This is a genomic window from Streptomyces sp. NPDC107521 (genome assembly GCF_055598485.1).
The window spans coordinates 189,506-212,046 of the sequence record NZ_JBVKAT010000008.1 but is presented as its reverse complement, the minus strand read 5'-3'; the positions used below and the strand labels follow the sequence as shown (position 1 = coordinate 212,046).

The 22,541-nt window shown below is 69.5% G+C and carries 29 protein-coding genes and 2 pseudogenes; 6 read left to right on the top strand and 25 right to left on the bottom strand.

The window, feature by feature from the left end; all coding sequences use genetic code 11:
- Nucleotides 1–65: 65 nt before the first annotated feature.
- Nucleotides 66–2,966 carry a vitamin B12-dependent ribonucleotide reductase gene (locus ACZ7LB_RS15230; protein ID WP_471468389.1) on the top strand — a complete coding sequence of 967 codons (2,901 nt, stop codon included), beginning with the start codon at nucleotides 66–68 and terminating at the stop codon, nucleotides 2,964–2,966.
- Nucleotides 2,967–3,135: 169 nt separating this feature from the next.
- Here the strand turns inward: ACZ7LB_RS15230 and ACZ7LB_RS15225 are convergent, their stop codons facing one another.
- Nucleotides 3,136–4,146 (bottom strand): questin oxidase family protein, encoded by a 1,011-nt coding sequence (locus ACZ7LB_RS15225; RefSeq protein WP_471468387.1) that lies wholly within the window; start codon nucleotides 4,144–4,146, stop codon nucleotides 3,136–3,138.
- Between the two features lie 231 nt (nucleotides 4,147–4,377).
- Nucleotides 4,378–4,911 (bottom strand): TerD family protein, encoded by a 534-nt coding sequence (locus ACZ7LB_RS15220; RefSeq protein WP_471468385.1) that lies wholly within the window; start codon nucleotides 4,909–4,911, stop codon nucleotides 4,378–4,380.
- Between the two features lie 155 nt (nucleotides 4,912–5,066).
- On the opposite strand from ACZ7LB_RS15220, the gene ACZ7LB_RS15215 reads away from it, so the two are divergent.
- From ACZ7LB_RS15215 to ACZ7LB_RS15205, 3 genes are all read left to right on the top strand, one after another.
- A complete protein-coding gene (locus ACZ7LB_RS15215; RefSeq protein ID WP_471468383.1) occupies nucleotides 5,067–5,672 on the top strand; it encodes a YdbC family protein in 606 nt (201 codons plus the stop codon).
- Between the two features lie 101 nt (nucleotides 5,673–5,773).
- Nucleotides 5,774–6,433, top strand: coding sequence for a histidine phosphatase family protein (locus tag ACZ7LB_RS15210; protein WP_471468381.1), 660 nt, complete (start codon nucleotides 5,774–5,776; stop codon nucleotides 6,431–6,433).
- A 10-nt stretch (nucleotides 6,434–6,443) separates the two neighbouring features.
- The gene (locus ACZ7LB_RS15205) at nucleotides 6,444–7,370 is read left to right on the top strand and encodes an ADP-ribosylglycohydrolase family protein (RefSeq protein ID WP_471468379.1); all 927 of its coding nucleotides are present in this window, start codon (nucleotides 6,444–6,446) and stop codon (nucleotides 7,368–7,370) included.
- 368 nt (nucleotides 7,371–7,738) lie between these two features.
- Here the strand turns inward: ACZ7LB_RS15205 and ACZ7LB_RS15200 are convergent.
- Nucleotides 7,739–9,181: pseudogene (locus tag ACZ7LB_RS15200) on the bottom strand (MFS transporter); the annotation flags it as partial.
- 489 nt (nucleotides 9,182–9,670) lie between these two features.
- On the opposite strand from ACZ7LB_RS15200, the gene ACZ7LB_RS15195 reads away from it, so the two are divergent.
- A complete protein-coding gene (locus ACZ7LB_RS15195; RefSeq protein WP_471468377.1) occupies nucleotides 9,671–10,369 on the top strand; it encodes a hypothetical protein in 699 nt (232 codons plus the stop codon).
- A 151-nt stretch (nucleotides 10,370–10,520) separates the two neighbouring features.
- The gene (locus ACZ7LB_RS15190; RefSeq protein ID WP_471468375.1) at nucleotides 10,521–10,913 is read left to right on the top strand and encodes a hypothetical protein; all 393 of its coding nucleotides are present in this window, start codon (nucleotides 10,521–10,523) and stop codon (nucleotides 10,911–10,913) included.
- Between the two features lie 269 nt (nucleotides 10,914–11,182).
- On the opposite strand, the gene ACZ7LB_RS15185 is transcribed toward ACZ7LB_RS15190, so the two are convergent.
- The 22 genes and pseudogenes from ACZ7LB_RS15185 to ACZ7LB_RS15080 all read right to left on the bottom strand — a co-directional run bounded on the left by ACZ7LB_RS15185 (nucleotide 11,183) and on the right by ACZ7LB_RS15080 (nucleotide 22,486).
- Entirely contained in the window at nucleotides 11,183–12,691 is a 1,509-nt protein-coding gene (locus tag ACZ7LB_RS15185) for a hypothetical protein (RefSeq protein ID WP_471468374.1), read from the bottom strand.
- Nucleotides 12,688–12,873, bottom strand: coding sequence for a hypothetical protein (locus tag ACZ7LB_RS15180; protein WP_471468372.1), 186 nt, complete (start codon nucleotides 12,871–12,873; stop codon nucleotides 12,688–12,690). The genes ACZ7LB_RS15185 and ACZ7LB_RS15180 overlap by 4 nt, the downstream gene beginning before the upstream one ends.
- Nucleotides 12,874–12,877: 4 nt before the next feature.
- Nucleotides 12,878–13,114 (bottom strand): hypothetical protein, encoded by a 237-nt coding sequence (locus ACZ7LB_RS15175; protein WP_471468371.1) that lies wholly within the window; start codon nucleotides 13,112–13,114, stop codon nucleotides 12,878–12,880.
- On the bottom strand, nucleotides 13,111–13,581 hold the full coding sequence (locus tag ACZ7LB_RS15170) for a hypothetical protein (protein ID WP_471468369.1): 471 nt from the start codon (nucleotides 13,579–13,581) through the stop codon (nucleotides 13,111–13,113). The genes ACZ7LB_RS15175 and ACZ7LB_RS15170 overlap by 4 nt, the downstream gene beginning before the upstream one ends.
- Nucleotides 13,582–13,588: 7 nt before the next feature.
- Nucleotides 13,589–13,861 (bottom strand): hypothetical protein, encoded by a 273-nt coding sequence (locus tag ACZ7LB_RS15165; protein ID WP_471468367.1) that lies wholly within the window; start codon nucleotides 13,859–13,861, stop codon nucleotides 13,589–13,591.
- Nucleotides 13,862–13,898: 37 nt separating this feature from the next.
- Nucleotides 13,899–14,384, bottom strand: a complete 486-nt coding sequence (locus ACZ7LB_RS15160) for an HNH endonuclease signature motif containing protein (RefSeq protein ID WP_471468365.1) — start codon at nucleotides 14,382–14,384, stop codon at nucleotides 13,899–13,901.
- On the bottom strand, nucleotides 14,381–14,731 hold the full coding sequence (locus ACZ7LB_RS15155; protein ID WP_471468364.1) for a hypothetical protein: 351 nt from the start codon (nucleotides 14,729–14,731) through the stop codon (nucleotides 14,381–14,383). Before ACZ7LB_RS15155 ends, ACZ7LB_RS15160 begins: the two co-directional genes overlap by 4 nt.
- Before the next feature lie 174 nt (nucleotides 14,732–14,905).
- Nucleotides 14,906–15,565: an aggregation-promoting factor C-terminal-like domain-containing protein gene (locus tag ACZ7LB_RS15150; protein WP_471468362.1), complete on the bottom strand. Its 660-nt coding sequence runs from the start codon at nucleotides 15,563–15,565 to the stop codon at nucleotides 14,906–14,908.
- Nucleotides 15,566–15,648: 83 nt separating this feature from the next.
- Nucleotides 15,649–15,930 (bottom strand): hypothetical protein, encoded by a 282-nt coding sequence (locus ACZ7LB_RS15145; RefSeq protein ID WP_471468360.1) that lies wholly within the window; start codon nucleotides 15,928–15,930, stop codon nucleotides 15,649–15,651.
- A 98-nt stretch (nucleotides 15,931–16,028) separates the two neighbouring features.
- Nucleotides 16,029–16,670: pseudogene (locus tag ACZ7LB_RS15140) on the bottom strand (N-acetylmuramoyl-L-alanine amidase); the annotation flags it as partial.
- An 11-nt stretch (nucleotides 16,671–16,681) separates the two neighbouring features.
- The gene (locus ACZ7LB_RS15135) at nucleotides 16,682–17,905 is read right to left on the bottom strand and encodes a hypothetical protein (protein ID WP_471468358.1); all 1,224 of its coding nucleotides are present in this window, start codon (nucleotides 17,903–17,905) and stop codon (nucleotides 16,682–16,684) included.
- The gene (locus ACZ7LB_RS15130) at nucleotides 17,906–18,055 is read right to left on the bottom strand and encodes a hypothetical protein (RefSeq protein ID WP_471468357.1); all 150 of its coding nucleotides are present in this window, start codon (nucleotides 18,053–18,055) and stop codon (nucleotides 17,906–17,908) included.
- The gene (locus ACZ7LB_RS15125; protein WP_471468355.1) at nucleotides 18,042–18,461 is read right to left on the bottom strand and encodes a hypothetical protein; all 420 of its coding nucleotides are present in this window, start codon (nucleotides 18,459–18,461) and stop codon (nucleotides 18,042–18,044) included. Before ACZ7LB_RS15125 ends, ACZ7LB_RS15130 begins: the two co-directional genes overlap by 14 nt.
- Nucleotides 18,430–18,588 carry a hypothetical protein gene (locus tag ACZ7LB_RS15120; RefSeq protein WP_471468353.1) on the bottom strand — a complete coding sequence of 53 codons (159 nt, stop codon included), beginning with the start codon at nucleotides 18,586–18,588 and terminating at the stop codon, nucleotides 18,430–18,432. Before ACZ7LB_RS15120 ends, ACZ7LB_RS15125 begins: the two co-directional genes overlap by 32 nt.
- Nucleotides 18,589–18,599: 11 nt before the next feature.
- Entirely contained in the window at nucleotides 18,600–18,878 is a 279-nt protein-coding gene (locus ACZ7LB_RS15115) for a hypothetical protein (protein WP_471468351.1), read from the bottom strand.
- Between the two features lie 127 nt (nucleotides 18,879–19,005).
- Nucleotides 19,006–19,254: a hypothetical protein gene (locus ACZ7LB_RS15110; RefSeq protein WP_471468350.1), complete on the bottom strand. Its 249-nt coding sequence runs from the start codon at nucleotides 19,252–19,254 to the stop codon at nucleotides 19,006–19,008.
- 112 nt (nucleotides 19,255–19,366) lie between these two features.
- Nucleotides 19,367–19,618: a hypothetical protein gene (locus ACZ7LB_RS15105; protein ID WP_471468349.1), complete on the bottom strand. Its 252-nt coding sequence runs from the start codon at nucleotides 19,616–19,618 to the stop codon at nucleotides 19,367–19,369.
- A gap of 1 nt (nucleotide 19,619) precedes the next feature.
- Nucleotides 19,620–19,916 carry a hypothetical protein gene (locus tag ACZ7LB_RS15100; RefSeq protein ID WP_471468347.1) on the bottom strand — a complete coding sequence of 99 codons (297 nt, stop codon included), beginning with the start codon at nucleotides 19,914–19,916 and terminating at the stop codon, nucleotides 19,620–19,622.
- 3 nt (nucleotides 19,917–19,919) lie between these two features.
- Complete coding sequence (locus ACZ7LB_RS15095; RefSeq protein ID WP_471468346.1) at nucleotides 19,920–20,489, bottom strand: hypothetical protein; 570 nt, start codon at nucleotides 20,487–20,489, stop codon at nucleotides 19,920–19,922.
- Nucleotides 20,486–21,250, bottom strand: coding sequence for a hypothetical protein (locus ACZ7LB_RS15090; RefSeq protein ID WP_471468344.1), 765 nt, complete (start codon nucleotides 21,248–21,250; stop codon nucleotides 20,486–20,488). The genes ACZ7LB_RS15095 and ACZ7LB_RS15090 overlap by 4 nt, the downstream gene beginning before the upstream one ends.
- Nucleotides 21,251–21,712: 462 nt before the next feature.
- A complete protein-coding gene (locus tag ACZ7LB_RS15085; protein ID WP_471468343.1) occupies nucleotides 21,713–22,081 on the bottom strand; it encodes a hypothetical protein in 369 nt (122 codons plus the stop codon).
- Nucleotides 22,082–22,198: 117 nt separating this feature from the next.
- Nucleotides 22,199–22,486 carry a stage V sporulation protein S gene (locus ACZ7LB_RS15080; RefSeq protein WP_471468341.1) on the bottom strand — a complete coding sequence of 96 codons (288 nt, stop codon included), beginning with the start codon at nucleotides 22,484–22,486 and terminating at the stop codon, nucleotides 22,199–22,201.
- Nucleotides 22,487–22,541: the final 55 nt, after the last annotated feature.

Genomic DNA, 22,541 nt, shown 5'->3' with positions numbered 1-22,541 from the left:
AGAAACACCGTGCCACGGAACAATCGCGGCACTTCAGGGCGTTTTCGCCCGTACAGGGAGGCGGCATGACAGAGACGGCGAGCGGTCCGGCACGGAGTTCCCGCGCCAAGGGCACCAAGGCGGGCAAGGGGCTCCGCGTCGAACGCGTCCACACCACTCCCGGTGTCCACCCCTACGACGAGGTGGCCTGGGAGCGTCGTGACGTCGTCATGACCAACTGGCGCGACGGTTCGGTCAACTTCGAGCAGCGCGGCGTCGAGTTCCCCGACTTCTGGTCGGTGAACGCGGTCAACATCGTCACCAGCAAGTACTTCCGGGGTGCCGTCGGGACCCCGCAGCGCGAGGTGAGCCTGCGGCAGCTCATCGACCGCATCGTGAAGACGTACCGGAGGGCGGGCGAGGAGCACCGCTACTTCGCCTCCCCGGCCGACGCCGAGATCTTCGAGCACGAGCTGGCCTACGCCCTCCTGCACCAGATCTTCAGCTTCAACAGCCCGGTCTGGTTCAACGTCGGCACGCCCCAGCCGCAGCAGGTCTCCGCCTGCTTCATCCTCTCCGTGGACGACTCCATGGAGTCGATCCTGGAGTGGTACAAGGAAGAGGGGATGATCTTCAAGGGCGGCTCCGGCGCCGGCCTGAACCTCTCCCGCATCCGCTCCTCCAAGGAACTGCTCTCCTCCGGCGGCAACGCCTCCGGCCCGGTCTCCTTCATGCGCGGCGCCGACGCCTCGGCCGGCACCATCAAGTCCGGCGGAGCGACCCGCCGCGCCGCCAAGATGGTCATCCTCGACGTCGACCACCCCGACGTGGAGGGCTTCATCGAGACCAAGGTCAAGGAGGAGGAGAAGATCCGCGCCCTGCGCGACGCGGGCTTCGACATGGACCTGGGCGGCGACGACATCACGTCCGTCCAGTACCAGAACGCCAACAACTCGGTCCGGGTGAACGGCGAGTTCATGAAGGCCGTCGAGGAGGACGGCGAGTTCGGGCTGCGCGCCCGGATGACCGGCGAGGTCATCGAGAAGATCCGCGCCAAGTCCCTCTTCCGCAAGATGGCCGAGGCCGCCTGGGCCTGCGCCGACCCGGGCATCCAGTACGACGACACGATCAACCACTGGCACACCTGCCCGGAGTCCGGCCGGATCAACGGCTCCAACCCGTGCAGCGAGTACATGCACCTGGACAACACGTCCTGCAACCTGGCCTCGCTGAACCTGATGAAGTTCCTCAAGGACGACGGCCAGGGCAAGCAGTCCTTCGAGACCGAGCGCTTCCAGAAGGTCGTCGAGCTGGTCATCACCGCGATGGACATCTCGATCTGCTTCGCCGACTTCCCCACCGAGAAGATCGGCGAGAACACCCGCGCCTTCCGCCAGCTCGGCATCGGCTACGCCAACCTCGGCGCCCTGCTGATGGCCACCGGCCACGCCTACGACTCGGACGGCGGCCGCTCCCTCGCCGGTGCCATCACCTCCCTGATGACCGGCACCGCCTACCGCCGCTCCGCCGAGCTGGCCGCCGTCGTCGGCCCGTACGACGGCTACGCCCGCAACGCCGACGCCCACAAGCGCGTCATGAAGCAGCACGCCGACGCCAACGCCACCGCCGTGCGCATGGACGACCTGGACACCCCGGTGTGGGCCGCCGCCACCGAGGCCTGGCAGGACGTGCAGCGCGTCGGTGAGAAGAACGGCTTCCGCAACTCCCAGGCGTCCGTGCTCGCCCCGACCGGCACCATCGGCCTGGCGATGTCCTGCGACACCACCGGCGTCGAGCCCGACCTCGCCCTGGTCAAGTTCAAGAAGCTGGTCGGCGGCGGTTCGATGCAGATCGTCAACGGCACCGTTCCGCAGGCCCTGCGCCGCCTGGGCTACCAGGAGGAGCAGATCGAGGCGGTCGTCGCCCACATCGCCGAGCACGGCAACGTGATCGACGCCCCCGGCCTCAAGCAGGAGCACTACGAGGTCTTCGACTGCGCCATGGGCGAGCGGACCATCTCCCCGATGGGCCACGTCCGCATGATGGCCGCGATCCAGCCGTGGATCTCCGGCGCCATCTCCAAGACGGTCAACATGCCGGAGTCGGCGACCGTCGAGGAGGTCGAGGAGATCTACTACGAGGCCTGGAAGCTCGGCGTCAAGGCCCTCGCGATCTACCGCGACAACTGCAAGGTCGGCCAGCCCCTCTCCGCGAAGACCAAGGAGAAGGAGAAGGCCGAGATCACCGAGAAGGCCGAGGGCACGATCCGGTCCGCGGTCGAGAAGGTCGTCGAGTACCGCCCCGTCCGCAAGCGCCTGCCCAAGGGCCGCCCCGGCATCACCACCTCCTTCACCGTCGGTGGCGCCGAGGGCTACATGACCGCCAACACCTACCCGGACGACGGTCTCGGCGAGGTCTTCCTGAAGATGTCCAAGCAGGGCTCCACCCTCGCGGGCATGATGGACGCCTTCTCCATCGCCGTCTCCGTGGGCCTCCAGTACGGGGTGCCGCTGGAGACGTACGTCTCCAAGTTCACCAACATGCGCTTCGAGCCGGCCGGCATGACGGACGACCCGGACGTGCGGATGGCGCAGTCGATCGTCGACTACATCTTCCGCCGCCTGGCGCTGGACTTCCTGCCCTTCGAGACCCGCTCCGCCCTCGGCATCCACTCCGCCGAGGAGCGCCAGCGCCACCTGGAGACGGGCTCCTACGAGCAGTCCCTGGAGGACGAGGACGTCGACGTGGAGGGCCTCGCCCAGTCCGCGCCGCGCACCCAGGAGCTGAAGGCCGTCGTGACGCCGAGGGCCGAGGCCGCGGCGGCGGTCCCCGTCCCGCAGCAGGCGCACACCAGCGCCGAACTGGTGGAGATGCAGCTCGGCATCCAGGCGGACGCCCCGCTCTGCTTCTCCTGCGGCACCAAGATGCAGCGCGCCGGTTCCTGCTACATCTGCGAGGGCTGCGGCTCCACCAGCGGCTGCAGCTGACACCGGTCGGCCCCGCCCGTCCGACGGCACACGTCGGGCGGGCGGGGCCGAGGGGTGCGACGGGAGAGGGGAGGGGCGCCGGCCGTGGGCCGGCGCCCCTCCCCCTTTTTTCCTTCCGCAGCGGCCCGTGCGCCGCGACCGCGTCACGCGGTGCGGGCGTGGGCGGGGGTCACTCCAGGGGGACGCTCATCTCGATGCAGCGCAGGGCCGCCGCCAGGGCCGTCCCGTCGCCGACGTCGAGGGCGGTGTCCGTCAGCTTGATGACGTGCTCGTCCCCGTGGGCCAGCGCCAGGTCGACCACCTCGTCGGGGGTGAGGGTGCCCGGCGGGACGTACTCGGCCGGGGCGTCCGGCGCGTACATCGCGGTCACCGCGGCGGACGCCGTCCAGGCCGCCCGCAGGCTCGGCACCCACAGGGCGCGGGGGAGCGCGGGCAGGGTGCGCAGGACGGCGTTGGGCGCGGTGGCGGCGTGGACCAGCATCGTCGCGTCGCCGTGGCCGTGGGTGACGTAGCGGTGGGTGGCGGCCCGCACCAGTTCGGTGAGGCGGCCGTACGCGTCGTCCGGGTCCGTCACCGAGGCCGCCCACACCGGCAGGGCCGTGACGCGGTCGAGCCGGTCGGGGAAGCCGCCCTCCCGCAGGCCGATCGGCGGCACCGCGTCAAGGGCCCCGGCCGCGCCGTCGGCGCCGGGCAGCGGGACGGGAGGGGCGACGGGCCGGTGGCGCGCGGCCCAGTAGCCGAGGCCGTGGGCGAGTTCCGCCAGGCGGGGCGCGGTCGTCCCGCCGGACCGCAGGGTGCGCACGGCGTGCCCCACCCGGATCACCGGATGCGCCGAGCCGCCGTAGATGCCGGGCAGCAGCCGGGGCCACCACTGGGCGAGCACGTCGTTCCAGGGGCGCTCGGCGATCTCGCGCGTGAAGTGGTCGATCCAGTCGGCCGCGCGGCGCGGATCGCCGAGCGCGGACCGCCAGTCGTCCTCGGTGACCGGGACCAGGCGGGACGGGAAGTCCTCCAGCCGGTCCGCGTACAGGTCGAGCCAGCGGTGCACCGAGCGTGCCCGTCCGCGGGCGGCGAGGGCCTCGACGGCCATCGGCGCGTGGTTGGTGAGCCGCCCGAGCCGCTCGGGTCCGGAGGTGTGCAGTCGCTCGAGTGCCTCGTCCAGAGTCCCTGTCGTATCCATGGATGTGACAGTAGGCAGCACGGCCGCGTCGGCGTAACGGGCTGCGGACGTAGGCGGGGCCTAGGTCTCCGGACCGGTGCGGGTGCGGGCCGGGTCCTCGGCCCGGGACCGGGCGCGCCCGGTCCGCCGCAGGGGTAAGCCGCAGGGGTAAGGGGCGCCCACCAGGAGAGCGCCCCTTACCCCTGTGCGGGGACTCCGCCGCGTGCGCGGGACTCCGGCCCCGGCCCCGGGTCAGGGGCGGCCGAGGCCGCCCATGGCGCGGGTGAAGCCGGCCGGGTCGTCGGCGGAGCCGTGCACGCCCGCGCGGAACTGCCAGGCGCCCGCGCCGTCCCGGACGAACTCCCCGACCACCGCCGCCGTCGCCTCCGGCACCCCGGCGAAGTCCTCCGTGGCCAGGTCGGTGTACCGCTCGCGGATGCGCAGCCCGGGGCCGGAGACCCCGGAGAAGGTCCGCCGCCCCGCCGACTGCTGGATGACCACGCCGACCACCACGCGCGTGTACCGGGGGTCCAGCCGCTCCAGGTCCAGCGTCATCACCTCGTCGAAGCCGAAGCCCCGGCCGTCGGTGCTGTCGCGGTTGAGGAAGATCGTCCCGTCGGGGGAGCGGCTGTCGAAGTGCACCACGTAGGCGGCGTCGCCGCGGGGGGCGTCCGCCGTGTACGTCCCGGCGATCAGGTCCAGATCGGTCGGCGGCTCCCCCGCCGGACTCGGATTCCACCGCAGCGCGACCTCGATCGTGCCGTTCCCCTTGCTGAGGCCGTTCACAGGCTTCCCCTTCCCGGTATCCCGTCCCGCCTGCGGCCCAACTGCCGGACGGCGACGGCAATTTGTCCATCCTGCCACGTGGGTGCGAGGGATCGGGGGAGAGCGGCCGCGCCGGACGTGGCCGGTGTCGCGCCCCCTGGCCTTACCATGGCGCGGTGCTGGTCAAGTGGATTCGCTGCACCGTGGTGGACCGCCGCGGTTTCGAGCGGGGGCAGCGGAAGTGGGCGGGGCTTCCGGGGGAGCCGGGTTTCCGGGGGCAGGGCGGCGGCTGGAGCCGGCTGCGGCCGGACGTGGCGCACGTCTTCGCGTTCTGGGAGAGCCGTGCCTTCTACGACTCCTTCATGGCCCGTTCCCACGACCGGCTGGCCGCGGCCCAGTCGGGCACCTTCAAGGACGCCCAGGTCCGCCTCTTCGACCACCGCTTCGACGTGAAGACCGGTTTCGAGCCCCGGTTCACCGACGCCGACCTCGTCAGGGTGGCGCTCTGCCGGGTCCACGAGGACCGGGCCGAGCACTTCGCGCTGATGCAGGAGAAGGTCTGGAACCCGGCCATGGCCGGATCTCCCGGCATGCTCCGGGGCATGTTCGGCGAGGGCCCCGGCAGCGAGTACCTGGTGCTGTCGATGTGGCGGTCGGCCGCGGAGCACGGGAAGTACCGCATCGAGCGGGTGGAGCGGCTGGCCCTGCGCGCCCAGACCCACTCCGACCTCGCCGCCCTGACCGGGGACGTCGTGGAACTCGAACCGTCCTGGACGGTCTGACCGGCGCCGCGGCCGCGCCCGGTCCGGTCCGGTGGTGTGACCTGTGCCGTAGGGGGCCCCGCGAATGCCCGGTTCCGCCGCGCACGATCTAGGGTTCTGGCATGGCACGACCACGACGCATCGTTCTTGTCCGGCACGGCGAGTCGACGGGCAATGTCGATGACAGCGTGTACGAGCGCGTACCCGACCACGCGCTGGCCCTCACCGAGCAGGGCCGGGCCCAGGCGGAGCAGACGGGGAAGCGGCTCAGGGAGGTCTTCGGCGGCGAGCGCGTCAGCGTCTACGTCTCCCCGTACCGCCGCACCCACCAGACGCTCCAGGCGTTCGGGCTCGACCCGGCGCTGATACGCGTCCGGGAGGAGCCCCGGCTGCGCGAGCAGGACTGGGGCAACTGGCAGGAGCGCGACGACGTGCGCAGCCAGAAGACCTTCCGCGACACCTACGGCCACTTCTACTACCGCTTCGCCCAGGGCGAGTCCGGCGCGGACGTCTACGACCGGGTCGGCAACTTCCTGGAGAGCCTCTTCCGCAGCTTCGAGGCGCCCGACCACCCGCCGAACGTGCTGCTCGTCACCCACGGCCTGGCCATGCGGCTGTTCTGCATGCGCTGGTTCCACTGGACGGTCGCGGAGTTCGAGTCGCTGGTCAACCCGGGGAACGGCGAGACGCGGATGCTCGTTCTCGGGGAGAACGGCAAGTACACGCTGGACCGGCCCTTCGAGCGCTGGCGGGAGCCGGAGCCGTACGGGATCACTGGATAGAGGCGGGGCGATGACATCCGACGCGTCTGATTCTTCTTCCGGCGGGCGCCTGGTCCGCGCCCTGGGCAGTCTGCGCGGGCTGTCGGTGGGAGACGCGCTGGGGGCGCGGTTCGCCCTGCCCGCGAACTACCCGCTGCTGGAGCGCCGCGAGCTGCCGCCCGGCCCCTGGCGGTGGACCGACGACACCGAGATGGCGTGCTCCGTGGTCGCCGTGCTGGCCGCCCATCACCGGGTCGACCAGGACGCGCTGGCCCGCTCCTTCGCCCGGCGCCACGACTCCGCGCGCGGCTACGGCCCCGCCGTGGACCGGCTGCTGGGCCGGGTCCGGGAGGGCGGTGACTGGAGCGCGCTGGCCGCCGGTCTCTTCAACGGGCAGGGCTCCTGGGGCAACGGCGCGGCGATGCGCATCGCGCCCCTGGGCGCCTGGTACGCGGACGATCCGGAGCAGGCGACCCACCAGGCCGAGATCTCGGCGTACCCCACGCACCAGCACCGGGAGGCGGTGGTCGGCGCCATGGCGGTGGCCGCCGCGGCGGCGCTGGCCGCGGACCCCGCGGGCCCGCCCGGGGCGCACGCCCTGCTGGACGGGGTGATCGCCCTGGTGCCCGGGCGCAGCGCGGTCGGCGCGGGGCTGCGGCGGGCCCGGGACATGCTCGACTACGGCGACGCGGTCACCGTCGCGGCCGTCCTGGGCTGCGGGCGGCGTACGACGGCGCACGACACGGTGCCGTTCGCCCTCTGGTCCGCGGCGCGCTCCCTCGGTGACTACGAGGAGGCGTTCTGGACCACCGCCGCGGTCGGCGGTGATGTGGACACGACCTGCGCCATCGTGGGCGGGGTGCTCGCGGCGGGCCGGGCGGGCGCGCCGCCGGACCTGTGGACGGAGCGGACGGAGGCGCTGCCGGACTGGCCGGCGGCCTCGGCCCGGACGGACTGACCGCCCGGGTCCGGCACGGAGGCCCGGTCCCCGGCGGGTACCCCGGGCCGCGTGCTCCGCGAACCGCGCCCCCGCACCGGCCCCCGTGGCCCGCACACCCGTGCCGCGCACCGCGCACCCGCATCCTGGCGCACCCGTGCCCGCACACCCGGGCCCGTGCCCGCACGCCCGGCCCCGCCCGCACGCCCGGCCCGCGCCCCGTGCACAGGGCCCCGCCCCCGTGCACCCGTGCCCCCATGACCCTGGGCGGGCGCCTGGGCACCCGTGCCCCTGGGCCCCGCACGGCCGGGCGCCGACGGGCGCGGTCGCCCCCGTCGGCGCCCGGCCGGTCTCCCGACGGCACCTCCGACCCCCGTACGGCGGTGCCGTCAGCCCATCCCCGGGCCGGCCGAGCCGGACAGGGCCTCCAGGTCGCTCCTGCGGACCCGGATCACCAGCGCGGCGGTGGCGAGGGCGAGCACGGCCATGGCCGCCGCCGGGACGAAGGCCGCCGAGATGCCGTGGGCCAGCACCTCGTGCCCCCACGGCGCGGGCAGTTGGTGGGTCCGCGCCAGCTCGGCCTTCTGCTCCGCCGAACCGTTCGCCAGGAGGTCAGGGAGCTGCTTCTTCGCCTCGTCCTTGCTCGCCGTGCCGAACACGGTGGTCAGGATGGCCAGCCCGATCGAGCCGCCCACCTGCTGCATCGCGTTGAGCAGGCCGGACGCCGCGCCCGCCTCGTGCGGGGCGACCCCGGAGACCGCCGTGAGCGTCAGCGTCACGAAGTTCAGGCCCATGCCGAAGCCGAAGACCAGCATCGGCCCGAGCACCCCGCCGACGTAGGAGCTGTCGGAGTCGAGGAGGGTCTGCCAGCCGAGGCCCACCGCCGCGAGCGCCGAGCCGGCCACCATGAACGGCTTGGGGCCGAACACCGGCAGGAACCGCTGCGACAGCCCCGCCCCCAGCGCGATCACCACGGTGACCGGCAGGAAGGCCAGACCGGCCTGGATGGGCGTGTAACCGAGCACGTTCTGGACGAACAGCACGATGTAGAAGAACATCCCGAACATCGCCGCGGCCAGGCTCAGCATGATCACGTAGGTGCCGGAGCGGTTGCGGTCGGCGAACATGCGCAGCGGCGTGATCGGTTCCCTGGCCCGCGACTCGATGAACACGAAGGCGGCCAGCAGGACCAGGGCGGCGGCGAACGACCCGATGGTCAGGGAGTCCCGCCAGCCCTCGTCGGCGGCCCGGATGAACCCGTAGACGAGCAGCGCCATCCCGCCCGTCGAGGTCACGGCACCGGCGATGTCGAAGCGCCCGGAGTGGCGCGGGGACTCGCTGATGTAGAGCGGCGCGAGCGCGGCGATCAGCAGGCCGATCGGCACGTTGACGAAGAGCACCCACCGCCAGTCGAGCCACTCGGTGAGCATGCCGCCCGCCAGCAGGCCGATCGCGCCGCCGCCCGCCGAGACGGCCGCGAAGACGCCGAAGGCCCGGTTGCGCTCGGGTCCCTCGGCGAAGGTGGTGGTGATCAGCGCCAGTGAGGTGGGCGAGGCTATCGCGCCGCCGGCGCCCTGGAGCACGCGGGCCGCGAGCAGCTGCCAGGGCTCCTGGGCGAAGCCGCCGAGCAGCGAGGCGGCGGTGAAGAGCAGGATGCCGGTCATGAAGACCCGGCGCCGCCCGAGGATGTCCCCTGCCCGGCCGCCGAGCAGCAGCAGACCGCCGAAGGTGAGGGTGTAGGCGCTGACCACCCAGGTGAGGTCGGTGGTGCTGAACGCCAGCGCGTCTTGAATGTGCGGGAGAGCGATGTTCACAATCGTCGCGTCAGGTACTCCAAGATCACGAATCATCAGGTTCCGAATTCAGTACAACGGCTCTGACCAGCCAAAACGGTCTCCCTGGGGACCGGTCTCGGTGGCCTCAGCTACAGGCCGTCCCGCTGCCTGAACAGCAAGGTGGGGGCAACGAGAGGGCCTACGCTGCCAATCGAGCGACCCCATCGAGCGAGTGCAGCCCTTCGCGGCTGTCGCCCCCGTGCGACGAGGACCGGGCGGCGGTCGAGGCCCGTCGCCAGGAACACTGAGGCGCCTTCTCGTCCGGTGAATTGACCGGGTTGAAGTGGGTGACTGGATGCGTCGACTATGTCGGAGAAGGAACCCTGCCCTCAGCACGTTCGAGTCGCTGGAAGATCCGTGGCCCCTGCTTCATCGGAAGCGGGGGCCTTGTCCGTGGTGGCGCCTAGGATGTGCGCCACCGAACGAAAAGGAGCGTGGGTGTGAGTGGGACTTCATGTGCAGATGCCGTAACGGGGGACGCTACCCGTGAGTGAGGAGAGCGGCGTCGCCGTAGCCATGGAGCAGGGGTATCGCCGTGCCATTCTGGCCCACCTGATGAGCTGGGTGCAGAGCAACACGGCGGTGGTGCCGGCCCCGGGCGCAGTCGACAGTGCGAGCCTGGAGCATGCGCTGAACGAGGTAAATGGCGTCGTCTACGAGATCGAGGTTGAGACGTGCCGCAAGCCTCTGGGCCTGGAGGCGGAACAGCTACTTGTGGCTGCCGAACTGACGATGCGGAGGGCTGTTCACTACGCCAACCGAGGTGACCTCTACGGCGAACGGAGCTGTGTGCAGGCCGCATCGACATTGCTCGACGAGGCTGGCCATTTCTTCGCCGAGTTGGCCGAGGAGTGCCCTAAGTGCGAGCGCTCGCACCATAGCGCGGGCATTCTCTGTTCGTCATGTCGGAAGCCGTTCCTGGAGAGCATGTCAGCCGAGTGCCGCTCGGTCATCACGTATGAGGACAACGTCTGGCTTCTGCGGAACGGGGAGGGACCCAACACCCAGCTTCTCGCCTACAACTCGGAAATCGGCTGGGCGGATGGCATGGAAGCCAAGAGGTGGGCGGCCGACGTGATGAAGACCGATTACGGCATCACGGTCTCCGACTGGTCGCCCTCGTGGGGAGAGAAGAATAGGACTCTGACACCCGAACACTGGTTTGCGTCCACGAACCGCGACTGAGTGCCAACGCCATCGGCCCCGCTTCGGCGGGGCTTTCGTATTTTAAGGGGTTTGTCGGTGGTCTGAGATAGGCCATCAACCCGCACGTAGTTGGGCCCGCTCTTGGTGAGCCGGGCCCATTTTCATGCCCGGAAGCAGGAGAGGAGTCGGCATGACCGACGCAAAGAGGAAGCCGCACGGAAGGTTCGGGTACGCGACGTGCCTGCCTGACCCGCGGTGGGACGACAACGAGTTCGTGGAGAGCCTGGGCCACGCCCTGGTCGGTTTGGTGCCGCTGAGGTTCTCGGAACTGAGCGGCACGGGTGCGGCGGAGCTGGTCTCGCTCGCGGAGAAGGCCGGGAAGACGATCGCGGCGAAGGGGGACGTCTTCCAGTACCAAGCTGGCCAGCGGAAGAAGGGGTGGAAGCCGAGTGGCGTGCTGAGCGAACTAGTCACGGCCTACGCGGTGCTGGCACTGGCCACCCCGGACACAGGGGCCACATTCTTCGCATTCCATGCCTGCTTCTGGGAGCACGAGGGATGCCCCAGGAATAGGGACCGGTAAGGACTGCTGGCCATCGTCTGCCCCCGCTCCACTCGGGAAGCGGGGGCTTCGTCATGTCTGGAGAGACGTTGTGGTTGAGATCTTGGGGTGGCTGTTCGGCAGCGACACGTCGACGATCGTCACATTGGTGGCGGTCGATCTGTTCGTGTTATTCGGGTGTCACTGGCTGATCGGGATGGACGAGCGACGTCGGCGGGGGAAGCGCCGGCGGGGGATGCACCGGCGGGGCTGAGACAACGTGTCTTCCTGCGTGGGGTGCTGGGAGGGGGTTACTCCTTCGGCGTAGGCTCCTCAACGATCTCGGCGTCCATGATGCCCATCTGGGACAGCGCGCTCTCGGCTGACACTGTCCCGGCCGGTGAGAGGGCGGGGGGCCCATCGGAGTGTGATCCGAAGAGGCGGCTGATGATGCCGACCTCGTTCCCCCGCCCTTCGCCGCGGCTGGCCACCTTCATTGAGAACGTGAAGCCGGCCTCCTCGATGTCCGCCTTCAGCTTGACGTACTTGGCGAGTCGATCCATCTCGCCCGAGAGGTTGGGGTCCGCGTAACCGCCCTCTACCTCCTCTGACATGCGCATTGAGAAGACTCTCATGGCCTGCATGGTGATCATTGAGTCGAGCAGCGCGATGTACTGCTCTTTGGTTTTGACCTTGATTGGCATCTCGTAGACGCACGACTCCCCGGGCTGGTACTCGGGGCATTTCTTGGCAAGGAAGCAGCCGTCGCAGACCCGGACGTTGGGGTCGACGGCGTTGATGCGGTGTTCGGTGCGGGTCTTGCGGTCCCCGGATTCGGGATCGGTGTAGTAATGCGTGAACTCCTCGGTGGCGATGCCGGGGAGGAGCTTCTTCACTCGTTCGGAGGCGGGCTGAGTTGCCCCCTCGATCTGTGTTTCGGGGTGGATCGCCGTAACTGAGGCCAAGTGTTTTTCCCCGTTCCGGGGTGTGGCCTTTTCGTGGATGGGAGTTACTCCGATTCCGTGGCGCTGCGTGATATGCGCGATTTGCTGCTGCCAGGACCACAAGGACAGGCGCAGGTTCTCGGTGGCGTCGTCGGCCTCGATCTTGTCGATGTCGAAGCCGGCGCCGGTGATGAGGGTGCGGTGGCGTTTGCGGGCCTGGGTCTTGTAGCGGGTGGGGTAGCGCTTCATCTCGTGGCCTGTCCACACGAAGGTCTCGCCGTGCTGCGCGGCGGAGAGCCAGGTGGTGGAAGAGACGGAGTACCAGTCCGCGGAGAGCATGAGCGGCGGGCTGGAGAAGCCCATGCCGTGGAGCTTGATGGTGCGGGAGATGGAGCGCAGCAGGGGGATGATGTCGCGGTCGTTGCAGGTGGCCTGGCCGACGGCGATGTAGGGGTACTGGTCGGCCATCTGCTTGAGGACGTCGATGCCCCATTCCTCGTGCCACACGACAATGGATTTTTCGGGGTCGAGGTGTTGGCGGCGCTGTTCGATCCAGTCGCGGCCCATGGGCAGGGCGTCGAACTCGGTGTATGCCTGGACGCGGTCAAGGTTTTGTTCCACGAACTCGTCGTAGTGGGTGGCGATGCCCTGGGTCTCTTCGTGGGTGACTTCGACGCCTTCGCGGTTGAGGGTGTGGCAGCCACTGTCCAGGAACACGGACTGGTCGGGGGTGTAGTGCTCGGCGATCGTCCAGGGCTTGGCGAACTTCACCCGCCGACGCAGGCCCATGTAGGACATGCCGACGTGCGGCACGTTCTCGGCGGCGCACAGGGTGCGGTGCGAGGGGATCTCGGTGCCGGCGAAGTAGAAGATCACGTGTTCTCCGGGGTGGCTGCGTCGTAGAACTGCTGGCGCCGGAAGGAGCGGTTGTCTTCGGCCCAGATGCTGGCCAGTTTCCGCATGACGTAGTCGATGCCGTCGGCGTCGTCGGGGTAGTACTCGCGGGCCTGGCGCAGGAGTTGGGCGAAGGCGCGGTAGTGCTTGCGGGACATGGTCATGGTGCTAGAGCGGGTCGGTGAATTCGATGACGGTGGCGCCTTCGTGGCCGTGGATCTGCTCGACGTGCAGGACGGAGTCGTACACGGCGGTGCTGGCGATCTCGGTGCGCCAGCGAAGGGCACAGGTGCCGTCGGGCCACTGGACGCCGTCGGCGACCTGGCCCTGGCCGGAGACGCCGGTGACGTCGTCGCGGCGGATGAGCTTGAAGCGGCGGGGGCCCTCGTCCGGGGGGACAATCATTGGGGGTGCTCCTCGGGGCGCGGGGTGAGGCGGAGTTCGGTCTGGCGCTCGACGGCCTGGGTGAGGTCGTCCCAGGGGCGTGGGGTGCCGGTGTAGTCGGGGCGCCATTGGGGCTGGGTGTAGGCCGCGTGGGTGATGAGCGCGGTGTTCCATCCGTCGCCGAGTTCGGCGGCGGCGCAGGTGGGGTCCGGTTCGAGGACGAGGCCGATGCGCCAGGAGCGGATGCGGTTGAGGACTTCGAGGCGGCCGGCGGGTCCGGGGACGGTCTGGTGGAGGAAGTCCAGGTGGCTGTTCAGATGGCGCTTGGCGAGCCAGAGGGAGCTTTGCTCCTCGGTCCAGGCGTGGGAGAGAAGGTAGAGCCGGCTGTTCTTCGCGAGGGCCTGGTATAGGCCCCAGCCGGTGTCCAGGTGGGCCTCGGTGCCGGGGGTGCGCAGGACGCCTTCGACGACCATCACAGCGCTGAGCACGGGTGCCTCAGATCTTGAGCCGGTCGGCGATGGACTGGTTCTGGACGGCCTGCTGCATCTGCGCGGTCATGGCCATGAGCTGGTGGGCGGTGATGGCGGCCTGCTTGGAGGCTTCGATGTCGGAGACGACTTCGGAGGCGCCGAACTTCATCTCCAGGACGCTGGCGGGGTGTTCGGGGGTGACGGGCTTGTCGATGTCGGCAACGGCCTCCCACTCGCCGTTGTCGTGCTGGACGACGAGAAAGGCGGTGCGCACAGTCAGGGCGTCTTCGGCGGGCATGAACGGCTCCTAGTCAAGGCTTGTGGTGGTAGGTCGTTTAGTCGAACTCGCCGTCGCGCTGGTCGGCTTGTGCGGCGCGTTTGGCACGGCGGCGTTCCTTGTCGCGGGCGCGGATGCAGGTAATGCACTCGCGTCGGCCGGAGTGCCAGCGGGTGTTTTCCTCGCTGTATTCGTGACCCTTGGGGCAGTGCGTCTTGCGTGCGTTGCGGGCGGAGAAGGATTCGCCGCGGGCGACGTTTTCGGTTCCGGGGACGGGTTCGAGATGGTCCGGATTGCAGCAGGCGCGAATGCGGCACAGGTGGTCGACGTGCCAGCCGGGGGGAACAGTTTTTTCGTTGGCGAGTTCCCACGCGATGACGTGGGTGCCCTTGGTGCGGCCGTTGGGCAGGCGAAATTTTCCGTACCCGTACTGGTCCTTTGCACCCGTCCACAGGTGGCAGTCGTCGAATTCCGTGCCCGTGTCGACCTTGTCAAAGAACCGGTGGTTCCAGTCGCGGTCGGTGGCCCGGCGGTTGGGGCTCACTCGTACTGCCCCCGGGCGGCCCGGACCTTCTGCTCATTTACGCTGCGGATGGGGCAGTAGTCGCAGAGGTAGCGCTGGGCGCCAGGGTTGGACTTGTCCCACTTGGGCAGGCCCTCGGACTTGCGCTCGCCCGCAGTGGGCGGGGTGATGAGCTTCTTCGGGGAATGGAAGTCGGAGCAGGTCTCGGGCCGGTGCCGGGAGCGCCAGCACTGCATGGCGTCGGCCTTGAGGGTGTCGACAGCCTGGTAGACCCAGGGCTCCATTCCGGTGGCGCCCTCTTCCTGCCAGACCCGCTTGAGGATTTCGTCGCGGGCCGCGGAATCAGAATGCCAACGGCCCTCGTCCACGCCGTCGAGTGGATAGAGACGACCGAAATGCCGTTCCCCGTTCGGGTACTGGTGCTTGGCTGCGGCGTATTCGAGGACCGTGTCTCCGCGAGGGTCGCCCTCATAGGCGGGAAGCACTTCGGTGGTGCGGCAGTCCTTGCAGAGAAGGAGGCGGATTCGCGTCATGTGGGGACGCTAGTACCACCCATTTTTCTGCCAGAAATTCCAGGCTCCGCACGGGCTTCCGTACCTGGATTCCATATAGGAAAGCCCCCACCGCATCTGGGTGAGCGGGTTGGTGCGCCAGTCACTGCCGGCGGATGCCATCTTCGAGGCGGGGAGGGCCTGGAAGAGGCCGTACGCACCGGATGAGGGGTTGGTGGCTTGGGGGTTCCAGCCGGATTCCCGGGTGACCACGCTGCTCAGGCACTGGTACTGGGCGGAGGAGAGCCGGGCGCGGGCGTAGCCGCGGGCTCCGGAGAGGGTGCCGGAGTTCAAGGTGGTGACCTTCGGGCGCTGCTGCTGGCGGGTGACGCGCGGCTGTGCCTGCCGGGCGGCCTCTTCGGCGCGGGCCCGTTCTCTGGCCTGGCGTTCGCGCTTGGCCTTCTGCGTCTTCTCGACGGCTTCGCGGTGGGCGGCAGCCTGGGCTGCGGACTGGGTCCGCAGGGCGGCGGCGAGGTTTTGATGGTGTGCCGGGAGTCTGGCTGGGCTGGGGGTGGCCGGCAGGGCGGCGGGCAGCTCGGGGCCAGCGTCGGCCGGCGGGGTGAAGCAGGCGGTGATGACGAGGGTGGCGATGGCCGCGGCGGCGGCGATACGTGTCTGGCGCCAGGTGAGCGGGGTGTTCGGGCGGGACACCGTGTGTCCTTTCAGCGGGGGCAGGACCCCGGCTCTCCCGCAGGCAGTCCGGCGTCGGTCACCCTAGAGGGCCCGGAAATTGCTCAGGTAGTCGGAGGCTGATTCCCGGCATTGGCCGCGGGGGCGTCCTTGGCGTAGGCCGGAGGCTTGGCGAGGCCGAGGAACCAGCCGAACGCGGGGCTGACCTTGGACTCCAGCAGCCGGAACAGACCGTGGTAGACGATGGCGAAGGCGGCGACCAGCCACTGCGCGAGGGCCTGGTCGTCGGTGTCGATGTAGACGTGGGCGAGGATCGCGCCGACACAGCCGACGATGACCGGGACCGCGGTGCGCCATAGGGACGCGAGTACGTCGTAGACAGTCATGCTTAGGCCGCTTTCCTTTCCAAAACTGCGAGGCGCTTTTCCTGGGCCGCGACGAGCTTTTCAAGGGCACTCACCCTCGTCTCGATGGTGGACACCGGGGGCGGGGTCGGCGTGGGGTTCCAGTTCGCCGGGTGCTTGAGACGCTCGGCGACGCGGTCACGGATGGAGGCCATGGTGAAGCCGCGGGGGTCGGACTTGTCGTCGGACCACTCCAAGTGGCCGATGACGGATTTGGCGCCCCAGGTGTGGGCGCGGCACACGGCGGTGGCGGCGCGGACGATTGCCTCGACTTGCGGGCCGGGCCAGGGGTCCTTTCCGTCGCCAAGGTTTTCGCATTCGAAGCCGTAGAACCGCGAATTCCCGTCCACACCATCGGCGTTGCCCTTGGTCGGCTTGGTCGGGGCGCTGGTGTAGCTTTCGGCGATGACCTGGTCCAGCACCTGCGGGTCGCCGCCGCCGGCGTGATTGGAGCGGCCGTAACCGACCAGGTACACGACGCCGTCCTTGCCGATGACACCGTGGCACAGCGGGCCGGGAAGCCCCGAGTAGCCGTCGCGGCACATGGCGACGGTCTTCGTCGTGCCGGAGCTGACCGTGTGGTGGATGATGACGCCGTTTGTGGGGCCCCACGCGCCGTGACCGGCCCGGTTGTGGGTACGCCAGGAATCGACCTCGACGACGGCGATTCCCTCGGCGCGCAAAGCGTTAAGGAAGGCGCTCGCGGTGAGCGGAGTGGCCATGAGCAGCCCTCTCAGGTGGTCGGGACGGTGCCGGTGAGCGCGGTGGAAGGCGCGGAGACGCCCGCGCTGGAGCCCGCGAGGACGGTGAAGCTATAGGACTGGCCAGCCGCGTACTGGAGCGTTGCGTGGGGTGCAGTGCCCAGCGGCGCGTCGAGGGTGGCGACCTTGCGGGGGCCGTCGTAGAGCGCGTACCACTCCGGAGGGCCGTTCACGGAGCTGATGGCCGGCGGCACGATGGTGATCTTGAGCTGGCCGGTGTTGGTGGGGGCAGTGGTGAAGGTCGGGGTGCCGGGCTTGCCGGGGGCAGCGGTGGCGCTCGGGATCATGCCGCGCAGCGGGACGGAGAACTCCGAGACCGCGGTGCCGTTGGTGTCGGTGCGTACGGCGCGGACCTTGAGGGCGAAGTGGCGTCGGGGCACCGAGTAGTTGGGGGTGGTGAAGGTGACCTGGGCGGTGCCCTGGGCGGGCTGGGCTACCTCGCCGAGCTTGACGTCGGACTCGGCCAGCCCGATACGGCCGGCGTCCATGCCGTCGGTGGTGTCCTGGCTGGTGTTATCGAAGATCTCGTACTTGGTGACGTAGGGGATCTTCGTCCAGCGGAGCTGGATGCCGCCGCCGAGTGCCGAGGTGATGACCGGGAGCGGGGCTGCGAAGTCGACGTCGTTAGGCGGGCGGGGCGGCGTGGTGAGGCGCTGCTGGTCCCAGCCGACGGGCGGGGTGGTCAGCGTGAGCGAATCCGAGTCCGGCCCGTAGTCGTAGCTCTGGTTGTGGGCGGCGATCGTGAAGGTGTAAGTGATGCCGGCCTGGAGCGGCTTCCAGACGGGGGTGGCGGCATCTGTGCGGTCCCAGTAGCCGGTGACCGTGGCAGAAGTCTCGCCGCCGGGGTGGTGGAAGTCGCCCTTGCCCACCACAGTGATCTTGTGGCCGGTGACGCCGATCGACTGAAGGCCGCGCACCCCCGTGTAGACGTCGCCGGTGCCGCCCGCGTCGCGCTGGCCGACGTTGGAGTGCCAGAAGAGCAGCACCTTGTACGGCTCGATCGCGCTGGAGCGCGGGTGGCCCGCGGAGTCGGTGAACCACAGGGGCTTGGGCGGGATGGGCTGCTTGCCGTAGTCGGCGGGCCGGTCGGTCACCCGCTGGTCGGCGGTGCGCGGCGAGTTCATCAGGCCGGCCGCGGTGCCGGGCTCGGCGGTGAGCGCACTGGTCGTGTTCAGGTTCCACTTCTCGTCAGCCATTTAACGCGGCCTTTCTGCGTCGGTGCCGGGCTCCGGCGGGAGGGTCGGGGCGGGGTTGGGGCAGCGGCGGGTGAGGAGCCATGCGGTGACCATGCCGACGCTGGCGACGACGATGGAGGCGACCTGAGCGGTGAGGTCACTGGTGTGCACGGCAGGTCTCCCGGTGCTGGTACATCCACGCGCTCGCGGCGACCGCGGAAATGGCCAGGTAGCGTGCGCAGCCGCAGATGTTGGCGACCACGGTGCTCTCGGGGCGGAAGAGGGCGAGGGTGGCAAAGGCGAGGATGTAGGCCGCGAGATGGACCATCGGTTTGAGACTGTCGTGCAGGATGACGTAGGCCATGGCGGTCAGCCCGACGACGACGCCGACCACGGCGAAGCCGATGGCGATGATCTGGGCGATGCCGTCGGTGGCGGCCACGGACATCGGGCTGTCGGGGCTCAGACCTCGGTACAGGGCGAGGGAGATCGTGTAGACGGACAGGGCGATGCCCAGCAGGTGCACGGGGGTCAGGCGCTTGGCGTCAGCTCGCGCCGGAATCGCTTTCATCGTCATGACGGGGTGCTGGCTTTCTGCGCGGCCTAGGAACCGGGTCGGGGTCCTCGGGCAGGTATTTGGCAATCAGTCGGAAAATGACGAGGCCCAGTGCGCTGACGAGTATGGAGACGATCTGCGCAGCCACGTCAGACATCGTCATGGGCCCTCCCGCAGGTGTTGGAGCCAGGCGGAGAAGGCGGCGATGGACACGCCGATGAAGGAGACGACGTTGGCGAGCTGCATCCACACGGTCGCCGGAGAGTTGAACAGGGAGACGGCGGCGAACGCGAGGAGATAGGCGGACAGGTAGCCCATCAGGCGCAGGCTGGACGTCGTCAGCGAGTAGGCGGCCGAGAACACCCCCAACACGATCCCGAGCGTGGTGTACACGAAGGCGATCCAGTAGGTGGCGGTATAGGTCTGGGCGCTGACCACCGAGAACGGGGTGGAGCCCAGCGCCTTTTGCAGGGCTGCGGCGGCCGTGAACGTGGACAGGCCCAGCCCGAGCCCCTTCTCCGTGAACGCCGGCGGGTAGCACAGCTCTGCGTAGTAGCGGCCCACTTCACATCCCGAAGTAGAGATGCGCCGGAGGGTTCGGCACATACCCGGGGGTGCGCGCGGCCATCGCGTCGGGGCGCCGCTTGACCGGGGCTTCGTGCAGCCCGTACCAGAGGTCGTTGAGATCCTGGCGTACGGCATAGGTGGTCGGCTCGACGACGCCCCCACGATCGGTGTTGATCTTCTTGTAGGTGCCGTCGGTCAGGCCCTCGTTGAGTTCGCCGGCGAGCTGCCGGTTGGGCGCGTAGCTCATGCCGGGGGGACCTCCTTGTTGTTCTTCGCGCGGTGGCGGGTGTGCAGCCGGGCGAATACGGCCTTGAGGCGGTAGGCGAAGGCTGCCGCCGTTTCGGAGAGGGCGCGCATGCTCACTTCTGCTCCCCGAGCTTGTGCACTGCCGGCGCGGCCCGATTCTTCGAGCCGCCGGCGGGCACGCCCTTGCTCATGGACTTGCCGACCGAGATGCCTGTCTGGAACTCGGAGGTGGTGGTTGGCGGCTTGGGCGAGTACCTGCCTGCGGTGCGCTGGTCCTGGAGGTTGGCCTTGCTGTGCGTGATGCTCGTGATGTTGTCGCCGCGGCCGGTGCGCCGGCGGTCGGTCGTGCGGGTGGCTTTGGGCATTTCAGATCACTCCCAGCGCTGGAAACGACGTCGCGGAGTAGCCGGACTGCCGTTGTGAGAAGTCGACCCGGCTGCCGGGGTAGAGGTCATCGAGGCGCGCGATGTCCTTGATGCCGGGTATGTGTTGGGTGTAGCCGAACCGTGGTTGCGTGGCGCCGATGTTGGGGACCGGCGGCTTTATGCGGCGGGCGGCATCCGGGGGGATGTCCGTCCACTCACGCAAGTAGTTGGTGACCTCCTGCTCTCGGGCGGAGGCCCAGGGACGGCGGGCGTAGATGGAGTCCTGCTGCATCACCACTAATCACCTCCACGTCGGCTTGAAGCGCATGAGCTGTGCGCGTCGCATCTCGTTGACGGCCGTGAAGGAGGGGTTGATCTCCTGGGTGTACACGCGCTGCGCGGTGGCGAAGCGGGCCTGAGTGGCGACGAGCGTCTCGCTGCGGCCGTCGTTGACCAAAGGGCTGCCGATCATCGAGCCACGCTGGGTCCAGCGCACGCCGCGGGCCTGTGCCTGGAGGGCGGCGGCCGGGTGAACGTCCTCGGTCCAGTAGTAGTCGGCGGGGTCGATGCGCTCGCCCTTGTGCACGCCGCGCTCGTAGGACTTCTGTGTGGAGCGGTTGCCGATGTTGTTCAGCAACCTGTCCTGCCGACGCGTACCGGCGCCGATCGTGCCCAGGTAGCCGTCGGGGTACTCGGCACTGGGCACGTGGCCGGTGTCCATCATGCGGCGGGCGTCAAGGATGTCTCTGGCGCCGCTCATCAGGAAGCCACCGGAGCCTCCGGTGTACGTCATCGATCCCGCCTGCGCCTGGGCGTAGGGCGGGTTGTACATCAGGTTGCTGTTGGCGCCGGCACGGTTGGGGTAGCTCATGACTTCATCCACCCCTGGTTCGTCCTGTAGAGGGGGGTGCCGGACCGCTTGGGATCGGTGGCCGGCCGCTGCATGGACTGGAGGGCCTTGGCGGCGACGAAGGAGCCGACGGCGGCGTACCGGCCGGCACGGGCCGTGCCGGGGGTGATGCGCGAGCCGCGGCCGGTTGCGGTCGAGGAGGGCGGTGCAGTCGGCCTGGGAGGTGTGGTGGGGCGTGGCGGCACAGCCGACGGGGCGGGCGTGTCGTCGGCCTCCGGGGGTGGGCCGAAGCGCTGTCCCTGGGCACGGAAGTTGAGCTGGTTGATCCGCACCTGCCGGACGGGCCGGGAGGAGGTTGCCGGCGGCGGGGGCGGGGTGTTGTCGGGCACGGGGCCGGACGGGGTGGCGCGGGGTGGCGCGGTGGTCTGGGCAAGGCGCTGCTGCATCTGGGCTGCGCGAGCCTCGGCCAGGCTCTGACGGTGGGTTGCCGCGGTGGCGTTGGCGCGGGCGGTGGCCACGCGCGCTGTGCGGGTCTGGGCGCGGGCCTCGGCGATGTCCGCGCGTGCCTGGGCGGCTGGCGTCAGCCGGGCGGGACCAGCCGGCTGGGACGGGGCAGCGGGCGGGTCGGGAAGCGCCGGCTGGGTCCAGCCGCTGGAGACGGCCGGCTGGGCGGAGCTTGCGTTGCGGGGGGTGGCGGGTCGGCTGACGCGGTAGGCGCGCATGGGCCGGTCACCGAATCTGTCGAACGAGTTCTGCCTGAACTGCGGCCCGTTGAGGTCCATGTCACCTCCCAGAGGTCATGCCGTGCTGGAATTCGGAGAGGGCGGCGAGGCGGGGGACGCTGACGCCGACGGAAGAATCGGAGCCGGGGGTGGTGGTGGGCGGGGCCGGGGCCAGCGACCCGCGGTCGGAGGACCCGGTGGTCCGCAGTGAGCTGGGCGCGGGCAGGCTTGGTGAGGTGACGGCCGTGCTCAAGAGCGCAACCACCCCGTCTGGTCGGGCGCCGGCGACGGTGCGGCGGGCTGGCTGGGCTTGTCGCGTGAGGCTGCGTGCATGCCGCTGGTGGCGAACTGGGCGGCGGACAGCAGCCGGCTGCCCGAGCTGGCGGAGGCGCTGCCCGCGCTGATGGAGCCGCTCGATGCCGCGGAGGTGACTGCCGAGCGGGTGGCGCTCGTGGCAGCACCCCGGGCGATCGTTGTCAGCCCCGTGCGGGCGGCGACTCCGGCGAGGAGGGGCCACATGGCTCAGCCCTTCTTCCCGGTCGCTTGGCCAGTGCGGAACTGCTCTTGGCTGCCGAACGCACTGGGCACGCGGTAACGGTCGGTGGAGGCGCAGCACGCGCAGCCGGGGCCGTGCAGGGAGCGCTTGACCTGGACTACACCGGTCGGGCCGAAGGTCTCGGCGGCCGACGTGGTGCGGTGGGAGCGGTGGGTGTTGCGGCCGGGGGCGCCGTCGCCGGACTTGGACAGGCTCTGGCGGCTGGCGGTCTGGCCGGCCTCGGGGCGAATCCAGCGTGCCTGGTGCAGCTCGTCGCCCATGGTGGGGAACTGGCCCGTGGACAGCGGGCCGCGGCGGGTGTTCGTCTTGCCCTTCGGGGGCGTCCAGTGGGACATGTTCTTCCTCCGCGCGGCGTGCGTGGCCCAGGAAGTCAGAACGTGAGCGATGTGTGAGTCAGTACTGGGTTGGCCTGATGGGGGGAGTTTAGGTCTCCGGGATTTTAAGCCGGTATTTCATGTGCCCATGACGCGGATCGCGATGCCGAGGATCTCACCTTCCGGTGTCTTGCTGCGGAAGAAGGTGATCTCCTCGGTGAGCTTGGTTCCGAAACTGGAGACGAAACTCTGAGCGATGGGGATTGCCTTGACCGCCTGGTTGATAGCGCCAGCGCCGACAGCCTTGAGGACGACCTGGCTGCCCGACTTGACGGCGTGGGCAATGGCGGAGCCGAGTTCCGGAGGCGGGGTCACGGACTTGACGCGGAACTCCTTCTCCTGCACTGGCGTGTTCTGAGTCTGCACGAAAATTACGCTCCCTGCGTTTGTACTGATGCAGGGAGCGTAGGTCGGTGGAATT